Origin of the sequence: Rathayibacter sp. RFBD1, assembly GCF_002932915.1 — a bacterium.
Lineage (GTDB): Bacteria > Actinomycetota > Actinomycetes > Actinomycetales > Microbacteriaceae > Rathayibacter.
Genome location: NZ_PSWQ01000003.1, coordinates 82,824 through 102,468, shown reverse-complemented (window position 1 = coordinate 102,468; position 19,645 = coordinate 82,824). Strand labels below are relative to the sequence as shown.

Genomic DNA, 19,645 nt, shown 5'->3' with positions numbered 1-19,645 from the left:
CGAGTCCTGCGACTTCTGCGGGGTCGGCGGCCGGGAGTGCGACGGCCGCGTAGCACCGGAGGCGCACAGCGCAAGGGGCCCGCGCGAGCCGGGGGCCCGGCCTAGCGTGGAAGGAGCGGCGCCGCCGGTGGCGGCCCGCGGAGAAGACCGATGCAGAGGAGAGTCATGCCCGCCCTGACCGACACGTTCACGCTGTCCAACGGAGTCGCCATCCCGAAGATCGGGTTCGGCACCTGGCAGATCCCCGACGGCCCCGAGGCCTACGACGCGACGACCGCCGCGCTCGAGGCGGGCTACCGCCACATCGACACCGCCCGCGCCTACGGCAACGAGGCGAGCGTCGCCCGGGCCCTGCGCGACAGCGGCGTCCCGCGCGACGAGGTGTTCATCACCACCAAGCTCCCGGCCGAGGTGAAGGACTACGAGGGCGCGAAGGCGAGCTTCGAGACCACCATGGCGGCGCTCGAGCTCGACCACGTCGACCTGTACCTCATCCACGCCCCGTGGCCCTGGCAGGACATGGGCTCCGACCACCGCGAGGGCAACATCGCGGCGTGGAAGGCGATGGAGGAGATCCTCGAGGCCGGTCGCTCGAGGGCCATCGGCGTCTCGAACTTCCAGGTCGCCGATCTGGAGTCGCTGATCGCGGCGACCGACGTGGTGCCGCACGCCAACCAGATCCGCTGGTTCGTCGGCAACACCCAGGACGAGACGACCGCGTACTGCAAGGAGCACGGCATCCTCGTCGAGGGGTACTCGCCCCTCGCGACGGGCGGCCTGCTCGACAACTCCGACATCGGCGAGATCGCCGCGAAGTACGACAAGTCGGTGGCGCAGCTCTGCATCCGCTACCTGCTCGAGAAGGACGTGCTGCCGCTGCCGAAGTCGACGACGCCCTCGCGCATCGTCGAGAACGCCGACGTCGACTTCGAGATCTCGTCCGAGGACCTCGCGCACCTCGACTCGCTCGTCGACACGGAGTCCTGACCCGCGGTCGCCCGCTCCTGACGGTCCGGAGGCCGTCGCACTCGAGCTCGAGCGCGGCGGCCTCCGTCGTCTCGGCGCGTCCGCCGCCGCCTCCGCTCGCGAGTGCGCAGGAGTTGTCGCAGTGGGCGTCGAGTGCGACAAGTCCTGGCTTCTCGCCGAGGCGAGGGGCGAGGCGAGGCGGGGCGGGCCCGCCCGCCCCGGCCGGCGGCCGCGCGTCAGGCCAGGCGCAGCAGGCGGCAGCCGTGCGGCTCGAGCTCGAGCTCGACGGCGCCGCCGACGATCGGCAGCTCGGCGCCGCTCCACACGTCGACGGCCGAGGTCGCGCCGGAGCAGCCCAGGTCGGTCAGGTGCGCGGAGTAGGACCGCGCCGACGAGCCCAGCCAGAACACTCCGCGCCACTGCTCGTCGCCGCGCCACGCCGACCACACCACCAGGTCGCCGTCGCGGACGATCTCGCGGCTGCCGTCGCTGCCGAGGAGCGCGAGGACGTCGCCGTTCGTCAGCAGCGCGAGAGTGTCGGCGGGCGTGTCCGGGAGGTGCCCGCCCATCATCAGCGGCGAGCGGAGCAGGCACCACAGCGTCACGAGCGTCCGCTGCTCCGCGGGCGTGAACCGCGAGAGCCGGTCCTCGCCCACGTGCGCGCGCACGCCGATCCGCCCCAGCGGCAGCATGTCGGCGTCGGCCCAGGCGCCGGGACGCTGGTGCGGTGCCCAGCGCGCCGCCCGCTGGAACTGCTCGTGCAGGTGCGCCCAGTCGTCCCAGAAGTCGTCCGAGATCCGCCACATCTGCGCGGTCGAGCGCAGCAGCTCGAGGTTCTCGAGCGAGAGCTGCTTGCCGGGCGAGAGGCTCAGCACCATCGGGCGGCCGGTCGCGTCGATCGCGCGGGAGAGGGCGGCGATCTCCTCCGCCTGGATCGGCGGGTAGAGCACGTCGTCGAGCTTCACGAAGTCGACGCCCCACGAGGCCAGCTGCGCCATCACGGAGTCGTAGTACTGCTGCGCGCCGGGCGCGCTCATGTCGACTCCGTAGTTGTCGGGGTTCCACGGGCAGACGTTCCCGCGGTCGGCGATCTCGGCGCAGGTCGCCTCCGACCCGAGCACCGGCAGGCCGAGCTCGGCGGCCCGCCGGGGGACGCCGCGCATCAGGTGGACGCCGAAGCGGAGGCCGAGGGCGTGCACGCGCGCGGCCAGCGCCGTGAATCCGCCCGTCGCCGCGGAGGGGAAGCGTCCGACGGCGGGCTGCGGGCGTCCCCAGTCGTCGAGCACCGGCTCCGACACCTCCTGGTAGTCGCTCGTGCCGGGATCGGGCTCGTACCACTGGATGTCGACGACGACCGTGTCCCAGCCGTGCGGCAGGAGGTGCTCGGCGAGGTACTCGGCGTTCGCGAGCACCTCCTCCTCCGTCACCGAGGCGCCGAAGCAGTCCCAGCTGTTCCAGCCCATCGGCGGGCGGCGGGCGGCCTCCGTGCGTGCGGCGATCACGACAGCTCCAGCGTCACGGTCGCGAAGGAGTGCGGGGGCAGCGTGACCCGCAGGCCTGTCGCCGTGGTCTCGATGCCCTCGAGGGCGACGGGGCTCACCTCGTCGGCGGCGCCGGGCCGGTTGTGCGCGTCGGGGCGGTCGGCGGTGAGGAGGCGGCCGGTCGCGCCGGTCACGGTTCCGCCGCGGAAGTCGAGGGAGACCTCGAGCGGCTCCTCCAGGTCGACGTTGGTCAGCGAGACCAGGGCGCGGCCGTCCTTCGTGGAGGCGGAGGCGGAGGCGACCGGGATCTCGCGGCCGTCGACCGCGTGCGTCGGGCCGGCGACCGTGGTCGGCAGCACCGTCGCGTCGTGGTGCCCCTTGTTCATCTCGAACACGTGGTAGGTCGGCGTGCGGACCATCTCGCCGCCGTCCGGGTCCGTCAGCAGCATCGCCTGCAGCACGTTCACCGTCTGCGCGATGTTCGCCATCGTCAGGCGGTCGGCGAAGCCGTGGAAGACGTCGAAGTGCCAGGCCGCGACCATCGCGTCGCGGATCGTGTTCTGCTGGAAGAGGAAGCCCGGGTGGGTCCCCGGCTCCACGTCCCACCAGGTGCCCCACTCGTCGAGCACCATCCCGTACTTCTTCTCGGGGTCGTGGACGTCCATCACCGCGGCGTGCGAGCGGAGCAGCTCCTCGATCCCCTGCGCGGCCACGATCGTGCTCCAGTAGGTGTCGGCGTCGAAGTCGGTCGCGCTGCCCTTCGCGTGCCAGCTGCCGCCGATCGTGTAGTAGTGCACCGAGACCGACTCCCACGGCACGGAGGAGAAGGGGTGCCCCTCGATCTCGGGGATCACCTCCATCAGCGTCTGCGTCCAGTGGGTGTCGGCGCCGTCGGCTCCGGCCGCCACGCGGTAGAGCGGAGTGTCGTTGCCGCTCTGCACGAAGGTCCCGAACTGCCGCGCCAGGTCGGCGTAGGCGCCGGCGCGCATGTTGCCGCCGCAGCCCCAGGTCTCGTTGCCGAGCCCCCAGAAGCGGACGGTCCACGGCTCCTCCCGGCCGTGGGAGCGGCGCAGGTCGGCCATCGGCGACTTGCCCGCGCCGGTGAGGTACTCGGCCCAGTCCGCCATCTCCTGCACGGTGCCGGAGCCGATGTTGCCCGAGATGTAGGCGTCGGCGCCGAGCAGCTCGCAGAGCGCCATGAACTCGTGGGTGCCGAAGGAGTTGTCCTCCGCGACTCCGCCCCACTGCGTGTTGATCAGGCCGGGGCGCTCCTCGCGCGGGCCGATGCCGTTGGTCCAGTGGTAGCGGTCGGCGAAGCAGCCGCCGGGCCAGCGGAGGTTGGGGATGTCGAGGGCGCGGAGGGCCTCGACGACGTCCAGGCGGATCCCGCCCTCGTTCGGGACGGGCGAGTCCTCGCCGACCCAGAAGCCGTCGTAGATGCACCGGCCGAGGTGCTCGGCGAAGTGGCCGTAGAGGTGGCGGCTGATGGTGGCGCCGGGGCGGTCGAGGTCGACGGTGACGGTGCTGTTCATGGGGTGCTCCAGGGTGGTGGCGGACGGGTCGGCGGCGGTCCCGGCGGTGTCGAGGACGCCGGGGTCGGCGGCGGTGCTCACGCGGTCTCGCGGACGAGCCGCAGGACGATCGCGCGATCGGCGTGGAAGGTCGGCAGGTCCAGGCCCGCCTCGCCCAGCAGGCTCCCCGAGTAGGCGGGGGCCGGGGCGTCGGAGTCCAGCGGCACCGTCGACTCCAGCCAGTGCGGGCTCTGCCAGGGCGGGCCGAGCGAGCCGGGGCGCGCGGTCTCGATCCGGTAGCGTGCCCGCGGATCCAGGCCCGGGAGGCGGACGCGGCGGCGCGAGTCCGCGGTCAGCGCGGGCGTGACCAGCGTGTACAGCGCCTCCGAGCCGTCCGGCGCGACGACGCCGCGCAGCGACGGCGCGTCGGGGTCGGAGTCGTCGCCCCCGACGACCCGGCCGGTCGCGATCAGGCCGCGGTGCTCGCGGTACGCCGCGATCCAGCCCGCCAGCACGGGCTCCTCCTCCGCGTCCAGCTCGCGGAGGTCCCACTCGATCCCGAAGTGGCCGAGGAAGGCGATCGCGCAGCGGGTGTGCAGGTCGCTGGTGCGACCGGTGACGGAGTTGACCGGCGAGGCGACGTGCGATCCGAGCATCTCCGGCGGCACGAGCAGCCCGGTCCAGCGCAGCATCCGCGAGCGGTCCAGCGGGTCCTGGTTGTCGGAGGTGTGCACGCGGTCGGTGCGCTCGAGGATCCCCAGGTCGACCCGGCCGCCGCCGGAGGCGCAGCTCTCGATCTCGAGCTCCGGGTGCCGGGCGCGCAGCTCGTCGATCAGCCGGTACAGCGCGAGCGTCTGCTCGTGCACCGCGGCCGTCCCGGTGGCGGGGTGGCCCGCGTCGATCAGGTCGCGGTTGTGGTCCCACTTGAGGTAGGCGACGCCGAGGTCGGCGACCAGGCCGTCGAGCACGCCGAGGATGTGCGCGAACGCGTCGGGGTTCGTCAGGTCGAGCACCTGCTGGAAGCGGAACCGCGGCGGCAGCTCCTCGCGGGCCCGCAGGATCCAGTCGGGGTGCGCGCGGGCGAGGTCGGAGTCCTCGTTGATCATCTCGGGCTCGACCCAGAGGCCGAACTCCATGCCCAGGCCGCGGACGTGCTCGGCGAGGGGGAGGAGGCCGTCGGGCCAGGCGACGGGGTCGGGCGTCCAGTCGCCGAGGCCGGCGCGGTCGTCGCTGCGGCCGAGGAACCAGCCGTCGTCGAGCACGTAGCGCTCGACCCCGAGGGCGGCGGCGCGGTCGGCCAGCTCGGTGAGGACGGCGAGGTCCTGGTCGAAGTAGACCGCCTCCCAGACGTTGAGCGTCACCGGGCGCGGCCGGCGCGAGGAGCGGGAGACCCCGCGGAGGTGGGCGTGGAAGCGGGCGGCCGCGGCGTCGAGGCCGTGGCCGAAGCTGCCGGAGATCCAGGGGGAGGAGTAGCTCTCGCCGCTCGCGAGGCGCACCTCGCCGGGCAGGAGCAGCTCGCCGCCGCGGAAGGCGAGCCAGCCGTCGCCGCGCTCCACCGCGTGCTCGTGGTTGCCGCCGATGCCGACGTGGCAGAGCCAGACCCGGCCGTCGGCGGAGTCGAAGCCGGGGGTGCCGACCGCGACGACCGTCGTCGCGTCCAGGCCGGTGCGGCCGCGCCGCGAGGAGCGGGAGTGGGTGCCGGTGACGACGGGGTGGCGCTGGGGGATCTTCTCGGTGCCCCAGCGGCCGGAGAAGTCCAGGATCTCGCGGGCCTCGGTCGGGATCCGGAGGGCGGGGTCGACGCCGATCACCTCCAGGTGCCCGGCGCCGTCGTTGCGGACCGAGACGCGGGTCCTGAGCAGTCCGGCAGGGGAGAGAACGATCTCTAGGACCACCCCGATCCGGGCCTGCGCGTCGTGCGCCTCGACGGTCACGGCGGCGCTGCCGGCCTGCGCGACCGCGCCCTCCGCGAGGGCCTCCCCGTCCACCGAGACGGTGTCCACGGTCAGTCTCGGCGACCAGCCGGCGCCCTCCCGGTGCACCCGGAGACCCGGCAGGCCGGCCCAGCCGAAGGTGTGCTCGGGCAGGATCCCGGGCTCGTAGGGGACGTCGGAGGAGCCCTCGATCCCCGTCCGCACGGGAGTTCTTGCGAAAGCTGCGAGATCGTCGTCGCTCGCGTCGAGTCGCGGACCCCAGTGCAGCAGCACGGGCAGGTCGCCTCCCGACTGAGTGAGGAGGGCGGACACGTCATCGGCGACGAGATGGATCACTCTCGGGGATTGCATGTCCCCATTCCTATCGTCGATCCTGGTCTGAGTACAGCGAGAGATCGATCTCGACCCTCGGTCGGATGGACCACCGCGCGGATCGACCCGCGCCGATCGACCACCGCTCGCACCGCTCATCCCCACCACCCACCGCCTCGACGAGGAGCACCCATGCCGCTGACCCACCCGGCCCCGCACGAGACCCGCCTGGAGCGCGGGGTGCTCGACGCGCGGCGGCGGCTCAACCGCGACTACCTCCTCTCGCTCACCGACGAGGGGCTGCTGCAGAACTTCCTGATCGAGGCCGGGATCGGCGACCAGGGCTGGCACCTGCACCCCTCGCAGGACTCGCGCGAAGCCCGCGGCCTCGACCGGCACTGGGGCTGGGAGACGCCGGGCTCGCAGCTGCGCGGGCACTTCCTCGGCCACTGGCTCTCCGCCGCGGCCCGCGAGGTCGCGGTCACCGGCGACCCGCTGCTGCGCGTCCGGATCGACTCCGTGCTCGACGGACTCGAGCGCTGCCAGGAGGAGAACGGCGGCGGCTGGATCTGGGCGATCCCGCGCGGCTACCTCGACCGCCTCGCGACCGGCCGCCCCGTCTGGGCGCCGCAGTACGCGATGCACAAGCTGCTGATGGGCCTCGTCGACCTGCACCTCGACCTCGGCGACGAGCGGGCGCTGCGGATGGCGCGGGCCGCCACGGTCCCGCTGCTGGAGTGGATCCGCGGATTCGACGACGCCGCGTTCCAGGAGATCCTCGAGGTCGAGACCGGCGGCATGCTCGAGGTCTGGGCCGACCTCCTCGCGATCACCGGCGACCCCGTCTACACCGAGCTGCTCGGCCGCTACGACCGCCGCTCCCTCTTCGAGGGCCTGCTCGAGGGCCGCGACGTGCTGACCAACATGCACGCCAACACCACGATCCCCGAGGTGCTCGGCGCCGCCCGCGCCTACGAGGTCACCGGCGGCGAGCGCTGGCGGAGAATCGTCGAGGCCTACTGGGAGCAGGCGGTCACCCTCCGCGGCACCTTCTGCACGGGCGGTCAGACCTCCGGCGAGATCTGGACGCCGCCCTTCGCGTTCGCCGCTCGCCGCGGCGAGAAGACGCAGGAGCACTGCGTCGTCGACAACATGATCCGGCTGGCCGACGTGCTGCTGCGCTGGACCGGCGACCTCGCCTACGCCGACTACATCGAGCGGAACCTCTGGAACGGCCTCCTCGCCCAGCAGAACCCGCGGACCGGGATGGTCGCCTACTTCCTGCCGCTCGAGGGCGGCGCCCGCAAGGACTGGGGCAGCCCGACCGAGGACTTCTGGTGCTGCCACGGCACGCTGGTGCAGGCGCACACGCGCCACTCCGGGCTCGTCTTCTACCGCGGCGGCGACGCCGAGCTGACGATCGCGCAGCACGTCGACGCGAGCCTGCGCCTGCCGACCGCCGCCGGCGACGCGGCGGTGCGGGTCGAGGTGCTCGACACCGCCGGCTACGTCGGCCCGGACGCCAACGCGGGTGCCGCGGGCGACGTGCACCGCCCCACCGCCTCGCGGATCCGGGTCGAGATCGTCTCGGAGGAGGGGGTCGCGCTGCACGTGCGGCTGCGGGTGCCGGAGTGGACCGTCGGCGAGCCGGGGGTCGCGGGCGACGCCGAGCGCGTCCGGGCGGGCGACGGCGCGCTCCTGATCGAGCACCCCGGCGGCCGCACGAGCGTCGACCTCGCCTTCGGCACCGAGATCCGCGCCGTGCCGATCCCGGACGAGCCGGGCACGGTCGCCTTCGTCGAGGGCCCGATCGTGCTGGCCGGCCTCGTCGACCGCGAGATCGCGCTGCGGGGGCGCCTCGAGGACGCCCCCGCCCTGCTCGCCCCCGACAACGAGCGGCAGTGGACCCAGTGGCTGCGCGGCTACCGCGCCGTCGGCCAGCCCGCCGCCGTCCGCTTCCGGCCTCTGCACGAGGTCGTCGACGAACCCTTCTCGCTCTACTTCCCGGTCTCGGCCGGGAGCTGATGGACAGGATCCCCTCCGTGACCTGCGCTCCGCGCTCATGACCGCCTCCACCGCCTCCACCGCCGTCCGGGCGATGCCCCGCGGCCGCCTCCTGCTGCCGATCTTCGCTATGCTCGTCGGCTTCGGGCCGCTCACCATCGACCTGGTGCTGCCGTTCCTGCCGACGCTGCAGGACGATCTCGGCGTCTCGGTGGCGACCGCCCAGCTGGTCGTCACCGGCGCCACCTTCGGCTTCGCGGCCGGCCAGCTCATCTCCGGACCGCTCAGCGACGCGGTCGGCCGCAAGTGGCCGCTCGGCGTCTCGGCGGCGCTGCACATCGCGGCGAGCCTCGTCGCGGCGATGACCTCCGACACCGCCGTGCTGCTCTCGGCCCGCTTCGTCCAGGGCGCCGCCTGCACCGCTGCGGGCGTCGTCGTCACCGCCATCGTCCGCGACCTCTACAGCGGCAAGCGGCTCGTCACGATGCTCGCGAACCTCGCCGTGATCGTCTCGGTCTTCCCGATCCTGGTGCCCTCCGTCGGCGCGCAGCTGACCAAGGTGATCGACTGGCGCGGCTCCTTCCTCGCGGTCGCCGCCTGGGGAGCGCTCGCGACCGTGATCGCGCTCCTGGTGCTGCCCGAGACGCTGCCCCGCGAGCGGCGGCACCAGGGCGGGCTCGGCCCGTCGCTGCGCAACTCCTTCGGGATGCTCCGCCGGCCGCGCGTGCTGGCGCTCGCCGCCGCCTCGGCCGCGGGCTGGTCGGTCGGCTTCGCGTATCTCGCGACCGCTCCCTTCCTCTACACGAACGTCTACGCCGTCGGGCCCGACCTGTACGGGCTGCTGTTCCTGGTCACCTCGCTCGTGACTATCGCGGTCGGGCAGACGACGGGACGGGTGATCGTGCCGCGGTTCGGACCCCGGTTCGCGATGTCCGCCTCGGCGATCGTCACGGCGCTCGGCGCCGTCGTGGTCGCGGTGCTCGCGCTCACCGGCACGCAGCCGCTGCTCGTCGTCGTCGGCGCGCTGACGTTCGCGCTGGCCGGCCGCTCGCTCGGCTTCGCCCCGGTGCAGTACCTCTCGCTGCAGGGCCCGTCGAGCGAGGCGGGCAGCGTCACGGCGATCCTCGGCACGGTCAGCTTCACGGCGGCCGGACTGGTGATGCCGGTGATGGGCGCGTGGGCCGAGATCTCGCTGATCCCGTTCGCGATCCTGCTGCTGCTCGCGGGCCTGGTCGAGGGCGGCGTGGCGCTGCTGTTCCGGCCGGGCTCGCGGCGCTTCGATCCCGGGGCGCAGCGGCTCGAGGACGAGCCGGCGGGGGCCGCCCCATCGGCCGGCCCCCGCGCGCACGACGAGAAGAGCTGAGATGACCCTCCGGGAAGGAACCACCGTGGAACTGCGCTCCGGCGACTACACCCTCCGCGTCGAGGCGGGCGGCCTCGAGGTGCTCAAGGGCGAGCGCGTCCTCTACGCGAACGACCGGCCGCTGCGCGTCACGGTCAAGACCGTCGCCGCGATCAGCGAGTACTCCGGCGCGCCCTATGACGACGTCTCGCTGTCGGAGGGGGCGATCACCGCGAGCGGGACGATCACCGTCCGCTCCGGGTCGGCCTTCGCCGTCACCGACGTCTGGCGCGTCGCGGGCTACGGCTTCTCCGTGCACCGCGACGTCGAGGTGCTGGCGGCCGGCGGCGACCTCGGCTTCTCCACCGCCGTCTCGCTCGGGCTGACCGGGTCCGACGACCTCCGCGACTACGAGTGCTTCGCCCCCGGCGCCTGGTACCGCGACAACGCCTTCGGGCCCGCCGACGCGATGGGCCGCGACCCCGGCAGCGAGTACTTCTGGCGCACCGAGACGCACTACGCGCTGCCGCTGTTCGCCGCGCAGAGCCTCGCGACCGGCGAGACCGTGGCGCTCTCGCGCTGGGCGGCCGACGCGACGCTGCCGCGCCTGGACGTGGTCCGCTCGGAGAACTTCACCGACCCGGAGTGCACCGTCGGCTCGATCGGCCTGAGCCGCCCGCAGGGCACGACGCTGAACTACCTCTACTACGGCTTCGGCGTGCGGACCCCGCTCGACGTGCCGCCCGCGGGCCTGTCGATCGACTACGTCCACCCGGGCGCCGACGGCGAGCGCCCGATCGACAACCCCTACTCCGGCCTCGACTACGACGCCGCCCCGAAGGCCCTGCAGCGGGTGAACCACCCGGTCGAGGTCGGCTTCCGCCAGCGCTACGCCGTCGCGGTCGACCTCGGTCGGTACGACGACTTCGCGACGATGATGCGCGCCACCTGGCGCAGCACCTACGCCCGGCTCCGCGACGACCTGTTCGAGGTCGACAACGAGCGGCACTTCCACCACGGCATGGCGATCCTCCAGCGCCTCACCCGCCGCTACGGCGACTCCTGGGGCCTGCCGTTCGCCTGCCAGCTGCCGGACCTCGACGTCTCGAGCGTCTCCTTCCAGTTCGGCTTCGTCGGGCAGCAGCCGGGCATCGGCTACCAGCTGCTGCGCTACGGCGACCGCGAGGGCGTGCCGGAGGCGTTCGAGCAGGGCGTCGGCATCGTCGATTTCTGGGCGCGGACCGCGCTGCCCGAGTCGGGCCCGCCGCGGATGTGCTTCAACCCCTCGCTCGGCGGCTTCGAGCCGTACCCGCACTACCTGCGGATGCTCGCCGACGGCGTCGAGGCGATCCTCGACGCCTACCTGCACCTGCGCGACCTCGGCGACGAGCGCCCGCTCTGGCTCGAGTTCTGCCGGCGGACCGCCGACTGGCTGCTCGAGGTGCAGGACGCCGACGGCAGCTTCCACCGCGCCTACAACGCCGACGGCTCGGTGCGGATGGACTCGCGCTCGAACACCCCGAGCGTGATCCGCTTCCTCGTGCAGCTGCACCTCGTGACGGGGGAGGGGCGCTACCGCGCGTCCGCCGTGCGCGCCGGCGAGTGGTCGTTCGCGAACATCCACCGCACGCTGGAGTACCGCGGCGGCACCTGCGACAACGCCGACATCCAGGACAAGGAGGCGGGCATCTACGGACTGTTCGGCTTCCTCGCGCTGTACGACCTGACGGAGGAGCCGCGCTGGCTGGAGGGCGCCGTCCGCGCCGCCGACTACACGGAGACCTGGACCTACGCGTGGTCCTTCCCGGTCCGCGCGCCCTGGGCGCATCCCTTCAACCGGTACTCGATCAGCGGACAGAGCATCATCACCCTCGGCGGCGGCGCCGACGTCTACATGGCGGCCTGCTCGTACAGCTACTACCGACTGCACCTGATCACGGGCGACGAGCACTACCTCGATTTCGCCGAGTTCCTGCACCGCAACACCCGCCAGTCGACCGACGTCGACGGCAGCATCGGCTACGCGATGCCCGGCCTCGGCCACGAGAGCGGCGACTTCGCGACCCAGACCCTGCGCAGCCACCACCACTGGCTGCCCTGGTGCACCTTCGTCGAGGTCGACCCGGCCTCGCGCCTGCGCGACACCTTCGGCGTCTACGAGATCGCCGACGCGCAGCGCCTGCCCGCCGCCGAGCGGGCGGCCCGCAACCGCGTCTACGACCGCTACGGGCACTCGCGGAGCTGACCCACCCACCGCATCCTGCTCGCGTCTCGTCCTCACGTCGACGCAGCCGCACGGCGGGTCCGGCGGCCAGCCGGGACGACGCCCGGTGCGCTGCTCCGCCTCCGTCGGCGTACCGGAGCTCGTGCCGCGTGCTGCAGCCGTACCCTCCGCAGTGCCCTCAGCCGCGCCACTCCACGTCCACGCGCACCGCCTCCGCACCGAGCTCCAGCCCGCCCGACACCTCGCGCCCGTCGACGCGCAGCACCGCGTCGCGCAGCGTGCGCACCCGCGTCCCGCCCGCCGGTGCCAGCCACTCCGCGCTCGGCACCCGCCGCACCCGCAGCGACGCCCGCCCCGGCGACCACTCCAGCCGGTCCACGACCACCCCGCCGCGCGCGCGCAGCCCCGTCGCGGCACCCCGCGCCCACGCGGACGGCAGTGCCGGCAGCACCGTCAACGTCTCGTCATCCGATCCCAGCAGCATCGCCGCCACGAGCCCCGGCAGTCCGCCACTGGCGTCGAGGTTGAAGATCCGCCCCGCGTCGTGCCGGGTCGTCAGCGTCGGTGACCAGTGCTCGACCGCGAGCCACTCCGCGCAGGTCAGCGCCGCGTCCCCGTCACCCAGCGCCGCCGCCGCGACGCCCACCTGCACCAGCCCGAACGCCATCTCCATCCGCCCGGGAGGAGCGGTCGGCGCCTCGGCCCGCCACGCGATCTTCGCCGCCACCGTCGCCGCCGCGGCGGCCCGCAGCCGCACCGCGGAGGCGCCGGGGCCCTCGAAGGCCGCGTCGCCCGCGTACCAGAGCGGGTACAGCTGCGACGCGTGCCGGTGCGCGATCTCCTCCGCGAACCGCGGGTCGATCCACTCCGCCAGCGTGCCGTCCTCGGCGACCCGGTACTCCGGCAGCTCCGCCACCACCCGCGCCCAGCGCTCGTCGAGCGAGTCGTCGCCGCGGGCCCGGCCGAGCAGCGCCGTCGCCCGCGCGGCGTCCCGCAGCACGGCGACGTCGATCGTCGCATCGACCGCTATCGGCGAGCGCGCACCACCCGGTGTGTTCTCGGGGGAGTAGGAGGGGACGATCCGGCGCACCCCGTCGACCACGGTCGTCCCGGTCTCGGCGAAGCGCAGCACGCCCTCGGCCAGCTCCCACAGCCGGTCGTCGACGATGCCGCGGTCTCCCGTGGCCGCGACGGCGTCGGCGGCCAGGCGCAGCACCCAGCCGCCGCAGCCCGTCCAGAAGAGGTGCGGGAAGCTCGCCGCGAAGTGGTCGGCGCGGCCGTGGGTCGACATCCGCGACGGCAGGAGCATCCCCTCCGCCCCGTAGACGAGGCGCGCGTTGTCGCGGTAGTCGTCGAGGTGCGGGAGCACCAGCTCCAGGATCGACAGCGCCAGCTCGGGCGTGCCGGTCGGGATCATGCCCGCCATCGCGCCGTTCTGGACGTTGCCGTTCAGCGTGTAGTCGGCCGACCACGCCGGCCGCCAGGTGCCCTGCCAGACGCCCTGCAGCGTCGGCGGCAGCTCGCCGGTCGACGCGACGATGTTCGCGCGGCCGCTGAGGTACGCGAGCTCGACGACGCGGCGGAGCGCGCCCTCGTCGCCGGCGCGGGCCTCCTCCCAGAGGTCCTCGGTGAGCACCGCGGAGGAGGCTCCGGCGAGATCGAGGGAGGAGGCGCCGACCAGCCGGCCGTGCCCGTGGCGCTGGGCCTCGCGCAGCTCCGCCCACGAGGCGTCGCCGCTCGTCGGCTCGCCGCCCGCACGCTCCCGGCCCGTCGGCTCGCCGCCCGCCAGCGACAGATCGACGCGGAGGAGCGCGCCCGCCCCGGCCGCGACCGGCACCGTCGAGCGGGTCACGACGCCCTCCACGTCCCACGGCGCCCCGGTCGCCGCGGTGACCGTCGCGCGGATCCGCTCGCCCCCGGTCTCGGCGCTCCCGGTCCCGGCGACGGCCAGCAGTCGCCCGACCGCACCGCCCTCGACCGTCGCCTCGACCACGGCCGACGCGTCCGGCACGCCCGTGTCGAAGGAGGTCGCGTCCCCGGCGCCCAGCCCGAGCTCGACCGTGCTCTCGCCGTCGCGCTCCGACTCCACCCGCAGCCGGACGCTCTCGCCCCCGTGCGGAGCGATCAGCCGCACCGCGTGCCGCCCGCCGTCGAGGTCGGTCCACTCGACCGCGACCTCGCCCAGCAGCGGGTCGAGCAGGCGCCGGCTCGACGCGACCCCGCCGGCCGTGCGGATCGACAGCGTCGCGCACAGCCCGAGCGGATCGGTCCAGATCAGGCCGCCGTCGTAGCCGCTCGCCCGCGCCCCGCGCTCGAGCAGGTCGCTCGCCGCGTCGGCGTCCCCGGCCAGCAGGGCACTCCGCAGCTCGTCCCGCACCGGGGCGAGGTCCGGGGCGGCGGGCCGCGCGTTGACGGGGAGGAAGTAGCGCTCGTGCGCCAGCGAGACGGTGAGCGCGTCGGCCGGGCCGTGCACCACGGCGCCGACGCGGCCGCTGCCGACGATCAGGCCCTCCTCCCAGGTCGGGGCCGCAGTGGCGGTGACGAGGGTGGGCGTGCGCGACAGTGCGCCGGCGATCGGGGCGATGATCGGTTCCTTTCGGGCTCGCGGGAGTGCCTGATATGTTGCGTGGACCCTCAAATTACCTCTCCCGGTGCGACGGCGCGCGGGAGTCGAGAGTTAGGAATCCGCGATGACGCGACCGATCACCCTCTTCACCGGCCAGTGGGCGGACCTCCCCTTCGAGGAGGTGGCCCGCCTCGCGGGGGAGTGGGGCTACGACGGCCTCGAGATCGCCTGCTGGGGCGACCACATCGACGTCGCCCGCTGGGACGACGCGGAGTACGTGCAGAGCCGCAAGGACATCCTCGAGCGCAACGGCCTCCAGGTCTTCGCGATCTCGAACCACCTCACCGGCCAGGCGGTCTGCGACGACCCGATCGACGAGCGCCACCGCGACATCCTCAGCGACCGCGTCTGGGGCGACGGCGACCCCGAGGGCGTCCGGCAGCGCGCCGCCCAGGACCTCAAGGACACCGCCCGCTTCGCCGCCGCGCTCGGCGTGACGCAGGTCAACGGCTTCTCCGGCTCGTCGATCTGGAAGGGCGTGGCCATGTTCCCGCCCGCCTCCGACGAGTGGATCGCCGCCGGCTACCAGGACTTCGCGGACCGCTGGAACCCGATCCTCGACGTCTTCGAGGAGGTCGGCGTCCGCTACGCGCTCGAGGTGCACCCGAGCGAGATCGCCTACGACTACTGGACCGCCAAGCGCACCCTCGAGGCGATCGGCCACCGCGCCTCGTTCGGCTTCAACTTCGACCCGTCGCACTTCGTCTGGCAGCAGCTCGACAGCGTCGCGTTCGTGCTCGACTTCGCCGACCACATCTTCCACGTGCACGTGAAGGAGTCGGTCACCAACCTCGACGGCCGCAACGGCGTCCTCGGCTCGCACCTGCCGTGGGCGAACCCGCGCCGCGGGTGGACCTTCGTCTCGACCGGGCACGGCGCCGTCCCGTGGGAGCCGGTGTTCCGCGCGCTCAACGCGATCGGCTACACCGGCCCGACCAGCGTCGAGTGGGAGGACGCCGGCATGGACCGCCTCGACGGCGCCCCCGAGGCCCTGGCCTTCGTGCGGAAGCTCAACGCGATCACGCCGCCGGCCGACGCCTTCGACGCGGCGTTCTCGACCTCGCGCGACTGACCGCCCGCCGCCCGCCTGCATCCCGGAGGCCGGAAGGACCGACTGCCCGCGAGGGCCGTCCGGGCCTCCCGGCCTCCGTCGTGCTGCGAGCACGTCCGCAACCGGGGCCGGGACGCTGCAGCGGGCGCCGAACGGGCCGGAGCGGGCGATCCGCCCTCGATCGCCGACGTGATCCAGGTCGGTCTCGGCGGCGGGCCCCCCGCCCCGACCCGGCGGCTCGCCGGGAACGACGGGACGGCCGGCCCCCCGCAGGGAGCCGGCCGTCCGGCCTCGCAGGATCTACAGGCCCTGGGAGAGGCGGTAGTACGCCGCGTTCGAGCGGATGTCGGACTCGAAGCCGCGGAGGGTGGTCGACTCGTCGATCACGAGGAGCTCGACGCCGGCGATGCGGGCGAAGTCCTCCCACGCCTCCAGCCCGATCTGCGTCGTCATCACCGTGTGGTGCGCGGCACCGGCGGTGATCCAGGCGGCGGCGCTGGTGCCGAAGTCCGGGGCGGGCTGCCAGACGGCGCGGCCGACGGGCAGGTGCGGGAGCGTCTGGGGCGGCTCGACGTTCCGGACCTTGTTCGCGACCAGGCGGAAGCGCTCGCGCACGTCGCTCAGGGCGACCACCACGGCGGGGCCGGCGTCGGCGGTGAAGACCAGGCGCACCGGGTCCTCGCGGCCGCCGATGCCCAGCGGGTGGATCTCGAGCGAGGCGCGCTTCGATGACAGGGACGGCGACACCTCGAGCATGTGCGCGCCGAGGATGAGCTCCTCGCCGGGCGTCATGTCGTAGGTGTAGTCCTCCATCAGGCTCGTGCCGCCGGGCAGGCCGGCGCCCATCACCGCGGCGATGCGGATGAGGACGGCCGTCTTCCAGTCGCCCTCTCCGCCGAAGCCGTAGCCGTCGGCCATGAGGCGCTGCACGGCGAGTCCGGGGAGCTGGCGGAGTCCGCCGAGGTCCTCGAAGCTGTCGGTGAACGCCTCGAAGCCGCCCTCCTCCAGGAACGAGCGCAGGCCGATCTCGACCGCGGCGCCGTAGCGGAGCGACTCGTGGCGCTCGCCGCCGGGGAGCAGCTCGGGGACCACGTCGTAGCTCTCGACGTACTCCGCGACGAGGGCGTCGATCTGCTCGGAGGTGGCGGCGTCGACGCGCTCGACGAGCTCGTTCACTCCCCAGGTGTTGACGCTGACGCCGAGGCGGATCTCGGCCTCGGTCTTGTCGCCCTCGGTGACGGCGACGTTGCGCATGTTGTCGCCGAAGCGGGCGACCTTCATGCTCTGCGAGGCGGACCAGCCGGCGGCCGCGCGCGACCAGGTGCCGATGGCCTCGGTGACGCGGGCGTCGCTCGCGTGGCCGACGACCGTCTTCCGGGGCACGCTCATCCGGCTGAGGATGTAGCCGTGCTCGCGGTCGCCGTGCGCGGCCTGGTTGAGGTTCATGAAGTCGAAGTCGATGTCCTGCCACGGCAGGGCGACGTTCGCCTGGGTGTGGAAGTGCAGCAGCGGCTTGGCGAGCGCGTCGAAGCCGTGGATCCACATCTTCGAGGGGCTGAAGGTGTGCATCCAGGTGATGACGCCCACCACGGAGTCGTCGGAGTTCGCCTCGATCATGGTGCGGCGGATGGCGTCGGAGCTCTTCAGCACCGGCTTCCACTCGACGGTCACGGGGATCGCGCCCGCCTCGTTCAGCTGCGCGACGACGGCCTGCGACTGCTCGGCGACCTGGCGGAGGGTGTCCTCGCCGTAGAGGTCCTGGCTGCCGGTCAGGAACCAGACGGTGCGGGTGGCGAGGTCGGGGATGATGCTCTGGTACACGCTCATGCGATGGCTCCGGTGGGGTTCTGTCCGTAGACGTTCTGGTAGCGGTCGAACAGGGCGTCGATCGACTCCTGCGGGATGGGGACGAGCTCGCCGCCCTGGCGCGCGAGGTGCACGGTGCGGGCGACGTCCTCGGCCATGACGGCCGCCTTGACGGCGTCCTTCGCGTCCTTGCCGATGGTGAAGACGCCGTGGTTCTGCATCAGGACCGCGCGCGAGCGGTGCCCACTGAGGGTCGCGACGATGCCGCGGCCGATGGAGTCGTCGCCGATGATCGCGAACGGGCCGATGGGGATCTCCCCGCCGAACTCGTCGGCCATCGCGGTGATGACGCAGGGGATCGACTCGGCGCGGGCCGCCCACGCGGTCGCGTAGGTGGAGTGCGTGTGCACGACTCCGCCGACCTCGGGCATCTCGCGGTACACGTAGGCGTGCGCCGCGGTGTCGCTGGAGGGGCTGCGGTCGCTGCCGGGGGTGCCGGGGACGACGTTCCCGTCGAGGTCGCAGAGGATCATGTTCTCGGGCGCGAGGTCGTCGTAGGAGACGCCGCTGGGCTTGATCACGAAGAGGTCGGCGCCGGGCACGCGGCCCGAGATGTTGCCGCCGGTCCAGATGACGAGGCCGTAGCGGACGAGCTCGGAGTGCAGCCGCGCGACGTCCTCGCGGACGCGGGCGATCGCCTCCTCGACGGCGGGGGTCTGGGTGGTCATGCGGTGGCTCCCTGGTTCTGCGGGTCGGTGAGGGTCTCGACGGCGGTCTGCTCGACGGCGAGGCCGGCGCGGTAGCGCTCGAGGTAGGCGGAGAAGCCGGCGACGTCGTCCGCGTCGGGGGCGACGGTCTCGAAGCCGGAGTCGCCGAAGACCTGATCGGTGAGGTACGCGTCGAGCGCGACTCCGCTCTGCAGGCGGTAGGCGGCGAGCACCGCCATGCCCCACGGGCCGCCCTCGGAGGCGGTCGCGGCGACCGAGACGGGGGCGTCGAGCGCGCCGGCGAGGAAGCGCTGGGCGACCCCGGCGGTGCGGAACATGCCTCCGTGCGCGAACATCTCGTCGATCCGGACGCCCTCGCCTGCGAGGACGCGCATGCCCAGAGCCAGCGTGCCGAACACGCCGTAGAGCTGCGCGCGCATGAAGTTGGCGAGCGTGAGGCGCGAGTCGGGGGTGCGCACGACGAGCGGGCGGCCCTCGACGAGCCCGGCGATCGGCTCGCCCGCGAGGTGGTTGTAGGCGAGCAGTCCGCCCGCGTCCGCCTCGCCCTCGAGCGCCTCGGCGAAGAGGGTGCCGTAGACGGCGTCGCTGTCGGAGGGTCCGCCGGACGCGGCGGCGAACCGCGAGAACAGGCCGACCCAGCCGGCGAGCTCGCTGGCTCCGTTGTTGCAGTGGACCATCGCGACGAGGTCCCCGGCGGGAGTCGCGACGAGATCGAGCTCGTGGTGCACGCTCTCCAGCGGGCCCTCGAGGACGACCATGGCGAAGATGCTGGTGCCGGCGCTGACGTTGCCGGTGCGCGGGGCGACGGAGTTGGTCGCCACCATGCCGGTGCCGGCGTCGCCCTCGGGCGGGCAGGCGGGGGCGCCGGGTCGGAGGGAGCCGGTGGGGTCGAGCAGGAGCGCGCCCTCGGCGGTGAGCGAGCCGGCGTCGGCGCCCGCGGGGAGCACGGCGGGCAGCAGCTCGCGCAGCGGCTTCACGGCGCCGGCCGCGCGCTCGTCGTAGAGGTCGACGACGCGCTGGTCGTAGTCGCGGGTCGCCGGGTCGGTCGGGACCATGCCGGAGGCGTCGCCGACTCCGAGGACCTTCTCGCCGGTGAGGCGCCAGTGCACGTAGCCGGCGAGGGTGGTGAGGAAGTCGATCCGCTCGACGTGCGGCTCGGAGTCGAGGACCGCCTGGTGCAGGTGCGCGAGCGACCAGCGCAGCGGGATGTTGGCACCGAACAGCTCGGTGAGCTCGGCCGACGCGGGCCCGGTGCTGGTGTTGCGCCAGGTGCGGAAGGGGACGAGCAGCCCGCCGTCCGCATCGAAGGGGAGGTAGCCGTGCATCATCGCCGAGACGCCGAGCGCCCCGACGGAGGAGAGCTGCACGCCGTGTCGCGACGAGGCGTCGGCGACGAGGTCCGCGTAGGCGGCCTGGAGGCCCGCGTGGACGGCGTCGAGGGAGTAGGTCCAGCGGCGGTCGACGAACTGGTTCTCCCACTCGTGGCTGCCGACGGCGAGGACCACGGACGGGTCGGCCGCGTCGACCAGGCACGCCTTGATCCGGGTGGAGCCGAGCTCGATGCCGAGGGCGGTGGCGCCGCTCGTGATCACGTCGGCGGGGGTGGGCCTGCGCTGGTCCATCATGCTCCTCGCTCGGGCGATGTGACCGTTCACAAAGC

General features: G+C 73.4%; 12 protein-coding genes. 5 read left to right on the top strand and 7 right to left on the bottom strand.

What is annotated here, in order from left to right; translation table 11 throughout:
• Window positions 1–165 precede the first annotated feature (165 nt).
• Window positions 166–987, top strand: coding sequence for an aldo/keto reductase (locus C5D50_RS01715; RefSeq protein WP_104226493.1), 822 nt, complete (start codon window positions 166–168; stop codon window positions 985–987).
• A 215-nt stretch (window positions 988–1,202) separates the two neighbouring features.
• Here C5D50_RS01715 and C5D50_RS01710 read toward each other — a convergent pair whose 3' ends face one another.
• The 3 genes from C5D50_RS01710 to C5D50_RS01700 form a co-directional block, all read right to left on the bottom strand.
• A complete protein-coding gene (locus C5D50_RS01710; RefSeq protein ID WP_258069525.1) occupies window positions 1,203–2,468 on the bottom strand; it encodes a glycoside hydrolase family 27 protein in 1,266 nt (421 codons plus the stop codon).
• The gene (locus C5D50_RS01705; protein WP_104282582.1) at window positions 2,465–3,979 is read right to left on the bottom strand and encodes an alpha-N-arabinofuranosidase; all 1,515 of its coding nucleotides are present in this window, start codon (window positions 3,977–3,979) and stop codon (window positions 2,465–2,467) included. Before C5D50_RS01705 ends, C5D50_RS01710 begins: the two co-directional genes overlap by 4 nt.
• A gap of 77 nt (window positions 3,980–4,056) precedes the next feature.
• Window positions 4,057–6,243 carry an alpha-galactosidase gene (locus C5D50_RS01700; protein WP_104282573.1) on the bottom strand — a complete coding sequence of 729 codons (2,187 nt, stop codon included), beginning with the start codon at window positions 6,241–6,243 and terminating at the stop codon, window positions 4,057–4,059.
• A 153-nt stretch (window positions 6,244–6,396) separates the two neighbouring features.
• Between C5D50_RS01700 and C5D50_RS01695 the strand changes: the two genes are divergently transcribed.
• Genes C5D50_RS01695 through C5D50_RS01685 form a run of 3 tightly spaced genes read left to right on the top strand, consistent with a single transcriptional unit; the run spans window position 6,397 to window position 11,795 of the window.
• Entirely contained in the window at window positions 6,397–8,229 is a 1,833-nt protein-coding gene (locus C5D50_RS01695; protein WP_181137265.1) for a beta-L-arabinofuranosidase domain-containing protein, read from the top strand.
• Window positions 8,230–8,266: 37 nt separating this feature from the next.
• Entirely contained in the window at window positions 8,267–9,571 is a 1,305-nt protein-coding gene (locus C5D50_RS01690; protein WP_104282572.1) for a multidrug effflux MFS transporter, read from the top strand.
• Window positions 9,572–9,596: 25 nt separating this feature from the next.
• A complete protein-coding gene (locus tag C5D50_RS01685) occupies window positions 9,597–11,795 on the top strand; it encodes a hypothetical protein (RefSeq protein ID WP_104282571.1) in 2,199 nt (732 codons plus the stop codon).
• A 157-nt stretch (window positions 11,796–11,952) separates the two neighbouring features.
• Here the strand turns inward: C5D50_RS01685 and C5D50_RS01680 are convergent, their stop codons facing one another.
• Window positions 11,953–14,412 (bottom strand): glycoside hydrolase family 95-like protein, encoded by a 2,460-nt coding sequence (locus tag C5D50_RS01680; RefSeq protein ID WP_104282570.1) that lies wholly within the window; start codon window positions 14,410–14,412, stop codon window positions 11,953–11,955.
• Between the two features lie 52 nt (window positions 14,413–14,464).
• Between C5D50_RS01680 and C5D50_RS01675 the strand changes: the two genes are divergently transcribed.
• Complete coding sequence (locus tag C5D50_RS01675) at window positions 14,465–15,472, top strand: sugar phosphate isomerase/epimerase (protein ID WP_104226056.1); 1,008 nt, start codon at window positions 14,465–14,467, stop codon at window positions 15,470–15,472.
• Between the two features lie 279 nt (window positions 15,473–15,751).
• Here C5D50_RS01675 and araA read toward each other — a convergent pair whose 3' ends face one another.
• Genes araA through C5D50_RS01660 form a run of 3 tightly spaced genes read right to left on the bottom strand, consistent with a single transcriptional unit; the run spans window position 15,752 to window position 19,607 of the window.
• Window positions 15,752–17,278, bottom strand: a complete 1,527-nt coding sequence (gene araA / locus C5D50_RS01670) for an L-arabinose isomerase (RefSeq protein ID WP_104282569.1) — start codon at window positions 17,276–17,278, stop codon at window positions 15,752–15,754.
• Window positions 17,275–17,985 carry an L-ribulose-5-phosphate 4-epimerase gene (locus C5D50_RS01665; RefSeq protein WP_104224687.1) on the bottom strand — a complete coding sequence of 237 codons (711 nt, stop codon included), beginning with the start codon at window positions 17,983–17,985 and terminating at the stop codon, window positions 17,275–17,277. Before C5D50_RS01665 ends, araA begins: the two co-directional genes overlap by 4 nt.
• Entirely contained in the window at window positions 17,982–19,607 is a 1,626-nt protein-coding gene (locus C5D50_RS01660; protein WP_104248018.1) for a xylulokinase, read from the bottom strand. The genes C5D50_RS01665 and C5D50_RS01660 overlap by 4 nt, the downstream gene beginning before the upstream one ends.
• Window positions 19,608–19,645: the final 38 nt, after the last annotated feature.

Coding starts and splice junctions, on each gene's coding strand:
- C5D50_RS01715 (WP_104226493.1), top strand. CDS start 166: ATGCCCGCCCTGACCGACACGTTCACGCTGTCCAACGGAGTCGCCATC.
- C5D50_RS01705 (WP_104282582.1), bottom strand. CDS start 3,979: ATGAACAGCACCGTCACCGTCGACCTCGACCGCCCCGGCGCCACCATC.
- C5D50_RS01700 (WP_104282573.1), bottom strand. CDS start 6,243: ATGCAATCCCCGAGAGTGATCCATCTCGTCGCCGATGACGTGTCCGCC.
- C5D50_RS01695 (WP_181137265.1), top strand. CDS start 6,397: ATGCCGCTGACCCACCCGGCCCCGCACGAGACCCGCCTGGAGCGCGGG.
- C5D50_RS01690 (WP_104282572.1), top strand. CDS start 8,267: ATGACCGCCTCCACCGCCTCCACCGCCGTCCGGGCGATGCCCCGCGGC.
- C5D50_RS01675 (WP_104226056.1), top strand. CDS start 14,465: ATGACGCGACCGATCACCCTCTTCACCGGCCAGTGGGCGGACCTCCCC.
- araA (WP_104282569.1), bottom strand. CDS start 17,278: ATGAGCGTGTACCAGAGCATCATCCCCGACCTCGCCACCCGCACCGTC.
- C5D50_RS01665 (WP_104224687.1), bottom strand. CDS start 17,985: ATGACCACCCAGACCCCCGCCGTCGAGGAGGCGATCGCCCGCGTCCGC.
- C5D50_RS01660 (WP_104248018.1), bottom strand. CDS start 19,607: ATGGACCAGCGCAGGCCCACCCCCGCCGACGTGATCACGAGCGGCGCC.